The sequence below is a fragment of the Enterovibrio sp. FF113 genome, from assembly GCF_041439165.1.
Lineage (GTDB): Bacteria > Pseudomonadota > Gammaproteobacteria > Enterobacterales > Vibrionaceae > Enterovibrio > Enterovibrio norvegicus_A.
Genome location: NZ_JBGONO010000025.1, coordinates 74,607 through 88,133 on the forward strand (window position 1 = coordinate 74,607; position 13,527 = coordinate 88,133).

Below are 13,527 nucleotides of genomic sequence, written 5' to 3' on the forward strand. Positions count from 1 at the left end.
TGAGTGACAAAAATCACAATTGCACCTGTTTTAATTTGCGGGGCGAAATTAATGGAATAAACTCCACCTGACCCACATTGGATAGTAAAAAAAGTCCCATGTTGTCATTACATCTCTGAGAAAGAACCACTATAGGGGGAACACAGGTGAATATTCTCGGTTATTTCCAAAAAGTAGGTAAAGCGTTAATGGTACCCGTTGCCACGCTTCCTGCAGCTGCAATCTTAATGGGTATCGGCTACTTTATCGATCCGACCGGTTGGGGCGCGAACAGCGTTCTGGCGGCATTCTTGATTAAAGCAGGCGCTGCAATTATCGATAACATGTCTTGGCTGTTTGCTGTAGGTGTTGCCTACGGTATGTCTAAAGACAAAGACGGCGCTGCTGCACTAGCAGGTCTGGTTGGTATGTACGTTGTTACGACGCTACTGTCGCCAGGTGCTGTTGCTCAAATTCAAAATATTGACCCAAGTGCTGTTCCAGCGGCTTTCGGTAAGATCCAGAACCAATTCGTTGGTATCTTGGTCGGTATCATGTCAGCGGAACTGTACAACCGTTTCTCAACAGTAGAACTGCACAAAGCGTTGTCGTTCTTCTCGGGCAAGCGTTTGGTTCCAATTGTTACTTCTTTTGCTGCAATCATTGTTTCTTTCATCCTGATGTACGTATGGCCAACTGTTTACGGTGGTCTGGTTAACTTCGGTGAAGGTATTCAGGGCATGGGCGAACTGGGTGCAGGTATCTATGCATTCTTTAACCGTCTTTTGATCCCAGTGGGTCTGCACCACGCTCTGAACTCAGTATTCTGGTTCGATGTTGCTGGCATTAACGATATTCCTAACTTCCTGGGTGGCGCTAAGTCTCTGGCTGAAGGTACTGCAACTGTTGGTGTAACAGGTATGTACCAAGCGGGCTTCTTCCCAATCATGATGTTTGGTCTGCCAGGTGCAGCGCTAGCTATCTACCACACGGCTAAGCCTGAGAACAAAGAAAAAGTAGCATCTATCATGATCGCTGCTGGTTTCGCATCGTTCTTTACCGGTGTAACAGAACCTCTTGAATTCTCATTCATGTTCTTGGCTCCTGGTCTGTATGTGCTTCACGCACTTCTGACTGGTATCTCTGTATACATCGCTGCATCTATGCAGTGGATTGCAGGTTTCGGTTTCTCTGCAGGTCTTGTTGACATGTTCTTGTCTACACGTAACCCGCTGGCTGTTAACTGGTACATGCTTATCGTTCAAGGTCTGGTTTTCTTCGGTGTTTACTATGCCGTGTTCCGCACCGCGATTGTTAAGTTCAACCTGAAAACGCCTGGTCGTGAAGACCTAGATGACGACGCTGAATCAAATGGTGTTGAAGCATCTAAAGAAACCAGCATCCTGGCTCGCCAGTATTTGAAAGCGTTGGGCGGTCACGACAACCTGACGACTATCGATGCATGTATTACTCGTCTACGTCTGACTGTTAAAGATGGCGCTCAGATCGACGAGAAAACACTGAAAGCACTAGGTGCGATGGGTGTTGTTAAATTGGGCACCAATAACCTGCAGGTTATCTTGGGTCCTTTGGCAGAAATCGTTGCTGGCGAAATGAAAAAAGTCGGCACAACTGAAGACTTGACGGAAATCAAACTGCCTTAATTAAATTATACTGACTAAACAGTCAATATAGCCGGCCCTTAGCGGGGTCGGCTTTTTTTGGGCCGAATTCGGCTAAATCGTAGGGAAAAATACAAATGAATAAGACATTTAAGATGGGAATCTTATCTGCAGCGGTTGCTGCAGGTCTGGCTGGTTGTGGCGTTCTGCCTTCTGGCTCTGCACAACAAGCAACGGTAGATGCATTGGCTTCTCAGCTGAACATTAGCTACGACGTTCAAACCAACCATGGTGCGCAAGAAGGTCTAGCATGTCAGGACATGGGCGCTGAGTGGGCATCTTGTAACAAAGTAAACATGACGGTTGTTAATGAAGGCGATGCCGTTGCTAGCAACGATTGGACAATCTATCTGCACAGCATTCGTGTGTTCCTAGATGTCGCAAGTGACGACTTCACGATTGAACACCTAACGGGTGATCTTTACGCGCTGACGCCAACACAATCTTTCGATGGTTTCGCGGCTGGCGAAAAAATCGAAATTCCCCTGATTGCGGAATACTGGCAGTTGTTTGAAACTGACTTTATGCCACGTGCGTATGTTGTTGCTGGTGATGCAACACCAAAAACCATCGCTTCAATGGACACTGAAAACGTTGATGCATTTGTTGCTGAAATCGATGGGAACAAGTGGAAACGCACGCCTGAAGACAACAATATCTTGGCAACCGCGGCATCGCGCTTTGCAAAAAACAGCGATGTAGCGCAACTGTCGGATGGTGCGATTGAAGCATCTATTATCCCAACACCACTGAAAACTAAGCAAATGCGTGGCGCTCTGCATGTCACGTCTGGCTTTGCTGTGACGAACAATGCTCTAGATGCTGACCAATTGGCGGCATTTGAAGATCGTGCAGCGCTTTTGGGTGTCAACGTAGACGGTGATATCGCACTTAACATCCATGTTGATGCGACAGCATTTAGCGGCGAAGAAGCGGTATCGGGTGCTTACAAGCTAGCAGTGAATGCAGCAGGTGTTGATGTTCTTGGTTTTGACAGTGTAGGTGCATTCTACGGTTTGCAATCACTGATGGCATTGATGGACAAAGACGACAGCGGCATGCTGCCATGGGTTGCGATTGAAGATGCCCCTCGCTTTGAATACCGCGGTGTGATGGTTGACGTTGCGCGTAACTTCCACTCAAAAGAAGCCATGCTGCGCACGATTGATCAGATGGCGGCGTACAAGCTGAACAAACTGCACCTTCACCTGACTGATGACGAGGGCTGGCGACTAGAGATCCCAGGCCTGCCAGAACTGACAGAAGTCGGCGCGGATCGTTGTCATGATTTGTCTGAAACCTCATGTCTTCTGCCACAACTGGGTTCAGGTCCAACAACTGAAAACTTCGGTTCAGGTTTCTTCTCTAAAGCGGATTACATGGAAATCCTGCGCCATGCGAAGGCACGCGGTATTGAAGTGATCCCTGAAATCGATATGCCAGCTCACTCTCGTGCAGCCGTTGTTTCTATGGAAGCACGCTACAGCAAGTATGCAGAGCAAGGCGATCTGGCTAAAGCAGAAGAGTTCCGTCTGATGGATCCGTTGGATACATCAAATGTGACGACGGTTCAGCTTTATGACAAGCGCAGCTTCATCAACCCATGCATGGATTCATCAGTGAACTTCGTGGACAAAGTGATCACCGAAGTTAAAGCCATGCACGCGGAAGCAGGTATGCCTCTGACGACGTGGCATTTTGGTGGTGACGAAGCGAAGAACATCAAGCTAAACGCAGGTTTCCAAGACGTGAATGCAGCAGAGCCTGTTTCTTGGAAAGGTAACATTGATCTGAGCAAGGAAGACAAGCCTTTCGCTAAGTCGCCAGTGTGTCAAAAAGCGATTGCAGAAGGTGTGGCAGAAGATTTCGGTCACCTGCCAAGCTACTTTGCTGAGCGCGTAAGCAAGGTGGTTGCGGCGCATGATATTCCTAACTTCCAAGCGTGGCAGGATGGCCTGAAGTATTCGAAAGATGCATCAGCATTTGACACTGACAACGTTCGCGTTAACTTCTGGGACGTTCTGTACTGGGGCGGAGACGCATCGGCTTACGAGTGGGCGAATAAGGGTTATGACGTGATCGTGTCAAACCCAGACTACGTTTACATGGATATGCCTTACGAGGTTGATCCAAAAGAACGTGGTTACTATTGGGCAACCCGTGCTACTGATACGCGTAAAATGTTTGGCTTTGCACCAGAAAACTTGCCACAGAACGCTGAAACATCAGTAGACCGTGATGGTAATGGCTTTAACGGCAAAGGCACTGTGGAATCGAAAGGCTTCCACGGTTTGTCTGCGCAGCTATGGAGCGAAACCGTTCGTACTGACGAGCAGTATGAATTCATGGTGTTCCCGCGTGTCATTGCTGCTGCAGAACGCGCATGGCATAAAGCAGATTGGGAATTGGACTACCAAGCGGGTAAAGCCTTTAACCTTGATACCGACCACGTAAACAAAGACGCTCAGTTGCAAGATTGGACACGCTTTGCAAACGTAATGGGTCAACGTGAAATGGCGAAACTGGACGCGGCGGGTATTCAATACCGTATCCCAGTTCCTGGCGCTATGATTGAAGCAGGTAAACTGCACATGAACATCAGCATGCCTGGTCTGCCACTTCAGTACTCTGTAGACGGCGGTGAAACGTGGGCTGATTACGCTGCACCTGTTACCGTGTCCGACGCAAGCAATGTAAAAGTACGTGCATTGAGTGCTGACAAACAACGTGAAGGCCGTGTAGTGTCACTATAACGACACCTTATGACTCAGAAGCCCGCTATATGCGGGCTTTTTTTCGTCTCGACGTTCTGTAGAGGTTGAGTAAAACCTCGTGATCGTGGATCATTGACTTAATTTCATGTAGTTCTTCCTACGAGGTATTTTTTGATGAGTGAGTCTGAGGCTCGTCCAAGCAACTTTATCCGTCAAATCATCGATAAAGATTTGGCTGGTGGTGTTCATACAACAGTTCATACGCGTTTCCCTCCGGAGCCGAATGGGTATCTTCACATTGGTCACGCGAAGTCGATCTGTTTGAACTTTGGTATTGCTAAAGACTATCAAGGTCAATGTAACCTGCGTTTTGACGATACGAACCCAGAAAAAGAAGACATCGAATTTGTTGAATCAATCAAAAGCGATGTGAACTGGCTGGGTTTCCAATGGAGCGGCGAAGTGTGTTATTCGTCTGGCTACTTTGACCGTTTGCACGGTTATGCCGTCGAATTGATCGAGAAAGGCTTGGCGTATGTGGAAGAGCTGAGTGCAGATGAAATCCGTGAATATCGCGGAACATTGACTGCACCGGGTAAGCACAGCCCATACCGTGAACGTAGCGTTGAAGAGAACTTAGCACTGTTCGACAAAATGAAGAACGGTGAATTCGCAGAAGGTAGAGCTTGCCTACGCGCGAAAATCGATATGGCGTCGCCGTTCATGGTGATGCGCGATCCTGTATTGTACCGAGTGCGTTTTGCCCACCATCACCAAACCGGTGATAAGTGGTGCATCTACCCAATGTATGACTTTACACATTGTATCTCTGATGCGCTTGAAGGCATTACACACAGCTTGTGTACGTTGGAATTCCAAGATAACCGTCGTCTGTACGATTGGGTATTGGAAAATATCACCATTGAGTGTCAACCGCGCCAGTATGAGTTCAGCCGCCTGAATCTTGAATACACCGTGATGTCTAAGCGTAAACTTAGCCAATTGGTGAGTGAGAATCTGGTCCATGGCTGGGATGACCCGCGTATGCCAACGATCTCAGGTCTACGTCGTCGTGGTTACACGCCAACGTCTATTCGTGAGTTCTGTAAGCGCATTGGTGTCACCAAGCAAGAGAACACGATTGAGATCGGCTCTCTTGAGTCTTGTATTCGTGATGACTTGAACGACAATGCACCGCGTGCCATGGCCGTTCTCGATCCTATTAAGCTGGTGATTGAAAACTTCGATGGTGAGATTGAAACCTTGTCAGCGCCGAATCACCCGAACAAACCAGAAATGGGTGAGCGCCATGTGCCGTTCAGTCGTGAAATCTGGATTGAAGCTGAAGATTTCCGCGAAGAAGCGAATAAGAAATACAAGCGACTGGTACTAGGTAAAGAAGTGCGTCTGCGTAATGCATACGTGGTGAAAGCTGAGCGTTGTGATAAAGACGCAGATGGCAAGATCACGACGGTTTACTGTACTTACGATCCAGAAACCTTGGGTAAAGATCCAGCGGATGGCCGTAAAGTTAAAGGCGTGATTCACTGGGTATCTGCTGATGCAGGTTTACCCGCTGAAATCCGTCTTTATGATCGCTTGTTCACTGTGCCAAATCCTGGTGCTGCTGATGATTTCGCTGCAACAATCAACCCTGAGTCACTGACTGTGGTTCATGGCTTTGTTGAGCCTAGCCTAAAAGCAGCGGCTGCTGAGCAAGGTTATCAGTTTGAGCGCATGGGCTATTTCTGCACAGATCGTAAAGACAGCTCGGAAGATGCACTGGTCTTTAACCGCACCGTGGGTCTTCGTGACACTTGGGCGAAAATTGACGGCTAATACCAACCAGAATCAGTACTCAGTCATTCTTGCCAATTATTACTGCGCAAATTTATGACCGCTTACTTAATCCGATTGGTGTATCACCCGTAGTAAACGAAAAAACCGGAGCATAAGCTCCGGTTTTTTATGCTTGTTATTTTAGTGACTAAAACAGACAGAGGCTGAATTACAAAGGTGACTTAAGAGCGTGCATCGTGCAGCGTTTCATCAGTCTTACAGTCGCCTTCGATGCAGTGACCATAGAGATATAAGCTATGGTTTGTCAGACGTACATTGAAGCGAGTCGCAATTTCTCTTTGACGTTGTTCAATGACTTCATCTGTGAATTCAATCACTTTTCCGCAATCTAAACACACCAAATGGTCGTGATGCTGCTGCGTTGCGAGCTCAAATACTGATTTACCACCTTCAAAGTGGTGACGGGTGACAATCCCAGCATCGTCAAACTGGTTTAGAACACGATAAACGGTAGCAAGGCCAATCTCCTCGCCAATATCAATCAATTTCTTATAGAGATCTTCGGCGCTGATATGCTGACAGTCCGGTTGTTGCAGGACTTCTAGGATTTTTAATCGTGGCAACGTGACTTTCAGTCCTGCGTCTTTCAGTGCCTTGTTATTATCTGACATCCGGTTCTTCCTACGTAATTGCTTTTTTCCCTGTAATTGTGAGAACGGGAAAAGTTGTGTGTTAGCGTAACAAATGTGATAAGTCGCCGCCAGTGTCACGCGATAAATAACTGACCTAATTGGTTGGTTTTGCGGCTTGTTGTTGTTAAGCAAAAATGGCACGATAAACTGGTTAGACCAGAAAGGGAGTTACTGTGTATAAATACTACAAACCAGGGATAGTGAAATTTGCGCTTAACTGCTGGCCACCATTTTGGGGGGCTGGCATTAAAATTCTAGAGATCAGCGATGATTTTCGTTTTGTTAAAATGCGTTTAAAGCTTCGCTGGTGGAATAAAAATGCCAACCGTACTCAGTATGGTGGCAGTATTTTTTCAATGACAGATCCAACTTATGCCCTGATGTTGATGGGGATTTTGGGTGAAAAATACTTTGTTTGGGACAAAGAAGCGGACATTAACTTCATCAAACCAGGTTCGTCGGATTTGTTTGCAGAATTTATTATCTCGGAAGAAACAATTACTTCCATTCAGCATGCAACGGCCAGCGGCGACAAGGTGTTTCCCGAATTTGTTGTCAATGTTGTTGATGAGGGTGGCGAAGTCGTCAGTCGTGTCAGGCGGGTGCTGTATGTGCGAAAAAAGCCGAAGTACCGTCAAGAGCCTTAAGCATTTATCCAAACATCACGAATTTGCGAGGCTACACAAATAGCAGGCATAAAAAAACGCGCTCGGGGCGCGTTTTTTTGCCGCCGGAGGAGGGAATTAACCTTCCAATTCCGACAAGCACATTTCTTCGTGGATTTGTTTAACCCAAGTTTCAACGCGCTGGGCAGTTAGCTCTGGTTGGCGGTCTTCATCGACACATAGGCCAACAAAGTGGCTATCATCTACCAAGGCTTTTGATGCTTCAAACTCGTAGCCTTCAGTCGGCCAATGGCCAATGATAGTGCCACCTTTAGTCTCAACGATGTCACGAACGGTGCCCATCGCATCACAGAAATACTCTGCGTAGTCTTCTTGATCACCACAACCAAAAATCGCAACGAGTTTGGTTGAGAAATCAACTTGCTCAAGCTCTGGGAAAAAGTCGTCCCAGTCACACTGCGCTTCACCGTAATACCACGTTGGGATACCCAGTAACAGCAGGTCGAAGTTGTTGATGTCTTCTTTGCTGCTCTTAGCAATATCCTGAACGTGTACCAGTTGTTTACCCAGTTGTTTTTGAATCATCTTGGCGATAGCTTCAGTGTTACCTGTATCGCTGCCAAAGAAGAGACCTACGCTCGCCATAATAGAGAATACCTGTTTTCTGTTAGTCGAGATGCAATATACACATCCCAAATTCTAAAGTGTAGAAGAAGGACAAGCCTTCTTGCTGTTTTGGGTAAGATGCTGACAATCAGCCGATGCCTGCGCCTTCCCAGAAAAACTGAATCACGCCTTTGGTAATGAAACCTGCGCAACCTAAGAAAAGTACCAGCCAAACAATGCGTCGGCCAAAAGGCGGTACGTTCCCTTCCTTTAAAACGTCCTTGATTGCCATGCCGATGAAGAAGAAGATTGCTGCAAACAGCAGATCAAGTCCTATCGTTTCGAGCAATTCAAAATGCTCGTACAGCATTTCCCTCTCCTTTCGGAACCTATTTCGTCGCGCACTATATCACAACTCAGACCGGTCTGTTAACGCCCTGACTTTGTTAAAAAGCGAGTGATCACACGGGCAACTGTGTCGGGTTTTTCAGCGTGCAACCAATGTCCGGTATTCGCAATCACGTGCGCTTTTGCTTGAGGAAATTGGCGCTCGATGTCATCACGATGTTGCGCCGAAATGTAATCCGAATCCGCACCTTTCATAAATAACGTGTCACCGTCGAACTTGCCACTCGCGGGCCAGTCAGTAATGTCACTGTAGTTCACTTCCAATGCGTTAACGTTAAAGCGCCACCCAAACTCTCCGTTCTCTTGCTTTGCCAGTGACTTAAGTAAGAATTGGCGGACGCCGGGCTCTTGAATATGCTCTGCTAAACGCGCTTCCGCCTCTTTTCTATTTGAGATGGGGGATTGCACAGAAGCATTTAAACCCGAAAAAACGGCATCGTGTCGACGGACTTGGTAAGCGACGGGCGCAATATCCATGACCACCAATTGATCAACAAGATCGGGGCAGGTGATGGCAAGCATCATCGCGACTTTACCCCCCATGGAGTGACCGACGACGGAGACGCGATCAAGGCCTTGTTGAAACAAGAACGCTTTCACTGCATTAGCTTGTGAAAGGTAGTCTACCTGTTCAGAGCGTGGCGACTGTCCATGGTTCGGCAGATCAATTTGATAGACCTTATAATGCTCAGCCAATACGCGTGCGAGTCCCCCTAGGTTGTCCAGACTGCCAAAAAGTCCGTGGATCAACAGCAAAGGGTGTCCTTCTCCTTGGATCTTGTAGTTCAAAAACACCGTTCTTTTCTCTCAATATGAATCGTTTGCCGTAGAGTATACCTGTCTAACTCTGTATAATCGCCCCGTTGAATTGTAATTAGGACACGATGATCAAACGATGAAGACAATTGAGGTTGATGAAGAGCTATACCGGTACATTGCCAGCCAAACGCATCACATTGGCGAAAGTGCATCGGACATCCTGCGCCGCCTGTTAATGGCACCGCAGATGGAGCAAGAACCCGTTGCGACATTGACTCCCGCTAATAAGCCAAAGGGAATTGTTGTCAGCAAAGATGCGGGAAAACACGATTCTGTGGATCGCGTTAAAGAAATGCGCTCATTGTTGATCTCTGACGAATTTGCAGCGCAAGAAAGAGCGATCGGACGTTTTATGCTTGTTCTGTCAACACTTTATCGTATTGATGGTCCAGCGTTTTCAGAGGTTACTGCGTTGAAAGGCCGTACTCGCGTTTACTTCGCTGATAACGAGCAAACCTTGCTAGAAAGTGGCAAAACAACGAAACCTAAGCACATTCCGAGCACCCCGTTTTGGGTGATCACCAATACGAATACCGGTCGTAAGCGCCAGATGGTTGAGCAGCTGATGACTAAAATGGGTTTTGCTAGCGACATTACTGAAAAAGTTGTTGGCGAAATCTAAGTATATCGCAATAAATCACATCGAAATGCTTACTGCGAATACATAAGATCGAATAGAGGCTCTGTCATTGACGAGCCTCTTTGTATTTTTATGAATTAGATTTCCTGAAAGGATGCGAACTCATGGCTAGTTTTGATCGCGCGGGGCAACGTGCTCAGCAACAAGATCTTCATAACATTCCTCTATTGGTGTCGAACTATTTTCAGCTGACGCCGGATCCAAGCAACCCTGCTCATAAAGTAGAGTTTGGCACCTCGGGTCACCGTGGTAGTGCAGATAAATATACCTTCAATCAGGATCATATTCTGGCGATAGCACAAGCGATTGCAGATGTGCGCGCTGAGAAAGGGTTCACTGGCCCACTCTTCGTAGGTAAAGATACGCACGCATTGTCTGAGCCCGCATTTTGCTCTGTGGTAGAAGTACTGGTCGCAAACGGCGTGAAAGTGATTGCGCAGGCAGACGGTGGTTACACGCCGACGCCGGGTATCTCTTATGCCATTTTGACGCACAACAAAACCAACGAGATGCAAGCAGATGGCATTGTTATTACGCCTTCTCACAACCCGCCTCAAGATGGTGGTATCAAATACAACCCGCCACATGGTGGTCCTGCGGAAGGTGAGTTAACGAAGGCCATTGAGCAACGCGCGAATGCGTTGATTGCAGCTGGCCTCAATGGCGTACGTCGCATCAGTTTTGCGCAAGCGACTGAGAGCGATCTGTTTATTGAAACGGATCTGGTCATGCCTTATGTGCGTGAGTTAGGTCAGGTTGTTGATATCGAAGCCATCAAAAAAGCCAAACTGCATATCGGTGTTGATCCGCTGGGCGGCTCTGGTATTGATTACTGGAAAGCCATCGCGATACATTTCGACCTAGATATTACGCTAGTGAATGACGATATCGATCCGTCATTCCGCTTTATGTCATTGGATAAAGATGGCGTGATCCGCATGGATTGTTCGTCGCCTTCAGCAATGGCAGGACTGCTGGCATACAAAGATCAATATGATCTCGCGTTTGGTAACGACCCCGATTTTGATCGCCATGGCATTGTGACACCTGCGGGTTTGATGAACCCAAATCACTACCTCGCTGTGTGCATTGATTACCTTTATCAGCATCGCCCACAATGGGGCAGTGAAGTGGGGGTTGGGAAAACACTGGTATCAAGTGCGATCATCGACAAAGTGGTTGAGAATCTCGGCCGAAAACTGTGCGAAGTGCCTGTCGGTTTTAAATGGTTTGTTGATGGACTGTATAGCGGCGAATTAGGCTTTGGCGGGGAAGAAAGCGCAGGTGCATCATTCCTCCGTATGGATGGTACGCCATGGTCAACGGACAAAGATGGTATTTTACTTTGTTTGTTAGCCGCAGAAATCACTGCCGTCACCGGCAAAAACCCACAGCAGTACTATGACGAGCTAGCGGCAAAGTTTGGCGCGTCTTGTTATGCGCGTATCCAAGCGCCTGCCAACGGTGAGCAAAAAGCGGTACTGAGCAAGCTCTCCGCTGAGATGGTGACGGCTGAAACCTTAGCGGGTGATGCAATTACAGCCAAACTTACTCATGCGTCAGGCAATGGCCAAGCGATTGGCGGTTTGAAAGTCGCCACTGAATTTGGTTGGTTTGCGGCACGTCCGTCTGGCACGGAAGACATCTACAAGATTTACTGTGAGAGCTTCAAAGGCGACGAGCACCTTCGTGAGATCCAAGAAGAAGCGAAGAAAATCGTCAGCGAAGTGTTCAAAAGCGCAGGCCTGTAAACGTAGCCGCTAATGTTGTGTATAAAGCCACCGAAAATCGGTGGCTTTTTTAATGGGGCTCAGGCCAAGTCTCGGGTACAACGAACCAGCGCACTCCCTGTTCATCGATAACATGCTGTGCACGTAACAATGGCAGCTTCAGTGTAAATTCATCAAGCTCATGAACTGATGGCGCTTCCATCCATTGATGACGGTGAAGATGATAAAAACGTCTATCACTGGGTAATTGAGAAGGCCAGCACCAATGCCCGCAAACCGCATCTGATGTCACTGATGGCGTAGTGACTTTATGTTTAGGGAGAAAGGGGTTGGTATATAGCCTGCCTGGCATCAAGAGTTTTCGTTGGCTGATGGGATACTGCGGAAATTGCGATAGGAATTCCTCGGTATTAGAAAGTAACAGCTGTTGGGTTGTCATCTTTTGATATTTCTTAGCCAGTGTATCTTTGCCGTTTGGGCCATGCCAGTCGGTGTTAAATGCCAAATAAAATTTAACGGCCACTTCCCAATGTTCTAATTGGCCTTGCGGGTTTTCGACAATAAAATCGACAGCGCCAAGAGTACGTCCATCCGTCATGACCTGTATTTCTTCTGTCACTAGCTGATAGCTTGGGTGTGAATGAATACATTGCTTAACCAGCCATTGATAATAAAAACCGATACGTTGACCGCCCTCATAGCCTGGCCAGTTCATCTTTGGCACACCTTGCCAGAATTGATGATCAAACTGATACCGTGAAGGTAGCTGCACAATAGTTTGCGTATTGGCTATCCAATCCATGTCTCGGGCAACTTGTGCTTTATCTGCAAACATGCGTAATGTCCATAACGTATTGACTGATTGAGAATTAACAGCTTATCGGAATGTGAGTTCACCTGCACGTCAATGCTGGGTAGAATGATTGAAAGTCATCGCCTGATCTAGGATCATAAATGAACAATTTTGAGCTCGAAACCCTCCTGAATGGTTTATTAAAACCTCATTTGATTAAAGATTACTGTCCTAATGGTATGCAGGTAGAAGGTAAACCTGACGTGATGAAAGTCGTGACAGGTGTGACTGCTTCACAAGCATTGATTGATGCTGCGATTGCTCATGGTGCTGATGCTGTGTTGGTTCACCACGGTTATTTTTGGCGTGGCGAGCCAGAGCCGATTAAAGGAATGAAGTTTCGTCGCATCAAGGCCTTGATTGAGCATGGGATCAACCTGTATGCGTATCATTTGCCACTTGATGTACATCCAGAAGTAGGCAACAACGCACAACTTGCTAGCCTACTGGGTATTGAACAACGCGGAGGATTGGAAGATGGAAATCCTAATTCTGTTGCGGTGTGGGGGGAGTTGCCCGATGCAATTACCGGTGATGCATTTTCTGCTTTGATTGAAAGCCGACTCAACAGAAAACCGCTGTTTATTAATGGTGGCAGTCATCGAAACATTAAACGTGTTGGTTGGTGTACTGGCGGCGGCCAGGATTATATTGATTTGGCGGCAAGTAAAGGGATGGATGCGTTCATTTCAGGCGAGGTGTCAGAAAGAACAACTTTTTCTGCGAGAGAGCAGGGTATACATTATTTTGGTGCAGGTCATCACGCGACAGAGCGTTATGGTATTCAATCTTTGGGTGAGTGGTTGGCAGAAAATCATAAGATGGACGTCACCTTTATCGATATTGACAATCCAGTATAGGGTTCGCTAAATCTAATATTCTGGCTTAGATACTCATATTTAAAATAAAAAAACGCCGCATTATGAAGTGACCCCGTAAAGTTGGACATTTCTGTTAAGCGGCTTTCAAGGCCTGATT

At 47.0% G+C, this 13,527-nt stretch carries 12 protein-coding genes; 7 read left to right on the forward strand and 5 right to left on the reverse strand.

Annotation, left to right across the window (positions count from 1 at the left end; genetic code table 11):
• Window positions 1-146 precede the first annotated feature (146 nt).
• The 3 genes from nagE to glnS all read left to right on the forward strand — a co-directional run bounded on the left by nagE (window position 147) and on the right by glnS (window position 6,214).
• Window positions 147-1,643 (forward strand): N-acetylglucosamine-specific PTS transporter subunit IIBC, encoded by a 1,497-nt coding sequence (gene nagE, locus ACED36_RS18225; protein WP_016961062.1) that lies wholly within the window; start codon window positions 147-149, stop codon window positions 1,641-1,643.
• A gap of 95 nt (window positions 1,644-1,738) precedes the next feature.
• Window positions 1,739-4,414, forward strand: a complete 2,676-nt coding sequence (locus ACED36_RS18230; RefSeq protein ID WP_371733656.1) for a beta-N-acetylhexosaminidase — start codon at window positions 1,739-1,741, stop codon at window positions 4,412-4,414.
• 135 nt (window positions 4,415-4,549) lie between these two features.
• Window positions 4,550-6,214 carry a glutamine--tRNA ligase gene (glnS, locus tag ACED36_RS18235; protein WP_371733657.1) on the forward strand — a complete coding sequence of 555 codons (1,665 nt, stop codon included), beginning with the start codon at window positions 4,550-4,552 and terminating at the stop codon, window positions 6,212-6,214.
• Between the two features lie 182 nt (window positions 6,215-6,396).
• Here glnS and fur read toward each other — a convergent pair whose 3' ends face one another.
• Window positions 6,397-6,846, reverse strand: coding sequence for a ferric iron uptake transcriptional regulator (fur, locus tag ACED36_RS18240; RefSeq protein WP_016961065.1), 450 nt, complete (start codon window positions 6,844-6,846; stop codon window positions 6,397-6,399).
• 194 nt (window positions 6,847-7,040) lie between these two features.
• On the opposite strand from fur, the gene ACED36_RS18245 reads away from it, so the two are divergent.
• On the forward strand, window positions 7,041-7,514 hold the full coding sequence (locus tag ACED36_RS18245; protein WP_371733658.1) for a DUF4442 domain-containing protein: 474 nt from the start codon (window positions 7,041-7,043) through the stop codon (window positions 7,512-7,514).
• Window positions 7,515-7,610: 96 nt separating this feature from the next.
• On the opposite strand, the gene fldA is transcribed toward ACED36_RS18245, so the two are convergent.
• The 3 genes from fldA to ACED36_RS18260 all read right to left on the reverse strand — a co-directional run bounded on the left by fldA (window position 7,611) and on the right by ACED36_RS18260 (window position 9,302).
• The gene (gene fldA / locus ACED36_RS18250; protein ID WP_017005997.1) at window positions 7,611-8,138 is read right to left on the reverse strand and encodes a flavodoxin FldA; all 528 of its coding nucleotides are present in this window, start codon (window positions 8,136-8,138) and stop codon (window positions 7,611-7,613) included.
• 109 nt (window positions 8,139-8,247) lie between these two features.
• Window positions 8,248-8,469, reverse strand: coding sequence for a DUF2788 domain-containing protein (locus tag ACED36_RS18255; protein WP_016961068.1), 222 nt, complete (start codon window positions 8,467-8,469; stop codon window positions 8,248-8,250).
• 59 nt (window positions 8,470-8,528) lie between these two features.
• Complete coding sequence (locus ACED36_RS18260; RefSeq protein WP_371733659.1) at window positions 8,529-9,302, reverse strand: alpha/beta fold hydrolase; 774 nt, start codon at window positions 9,300-9,302, stop codon at window positions 8,529-8,531.
• Between the two features lie 100 nt (window positions 9,303-9,402).
• On the opposite strand from ACED36_RS18260, the gene seqA reads away from it, so the two are divergent.
• Both seqA and pgm read left to right on the forward strand, forming a co-directional pair.
• The gene (seqA, locus tag ACED36_RS18265) at window positions 9,403-9,948 is read left to right on the forward strand and encodes a replication initiation negative regulator SeqA (protein WP_016961071.1); all 546 of its coding nucleotides are present in this window, start codon (window positions 9,403-9,405) and stop codon (window positions 9,946-9,948) included.
• Window positions 9,949-10,070: 122 nt separating this feature from the next.
• Complete coding sequence (gene pgm / locus ACED36_RS18270; RefSeq protein WP_017004277.1) at window positions 10,071-11,717, forward strand: phosphoglucomutase (alpha-D-glucose-1,6-bisphosphate-dependent); 1,647 nt, start codon at window positions 10,071-10,073, stop codon at window positions 11,715-11,717.
• Window positions 11,718-11,766: 49 nt separating this feature from the next.
• On the opposite strand, the gene ACED36_RS18275 is transcribed toward pgm, so the two are convergent.
• Window positions 11,767-12,531: a DUF1853 family protein gene (locus ACED36_RS18275; RefSeq protein ID WP_371733660.1), complete on the reverse strand. Its 765-nt coding sequence runs from the start codon at window positions 12,529-12,531 to the stop codon at window positions 11,767-11,769.
• Between the two features lie 119 nt (window positions 12,532-12,650).
• Between ACED36_RS18275 and ACED36_RS18280 the strand changes: the two genes are divergently transcribed.
• Window positions 12,651-13,409, forward strand: coding sequence for a Nif3-like dinuclear metal center hexameric protein (locus ACED36_RS18280; RefSeq protein WP_371733661.1), 759 nt, complete (start codon window positions 12,651-12,653; stop codon window positions 13,407-13,409).
• The last annotated feature ends 118 nt before the right edge of the window (window positions 13,410-13,527 follow it).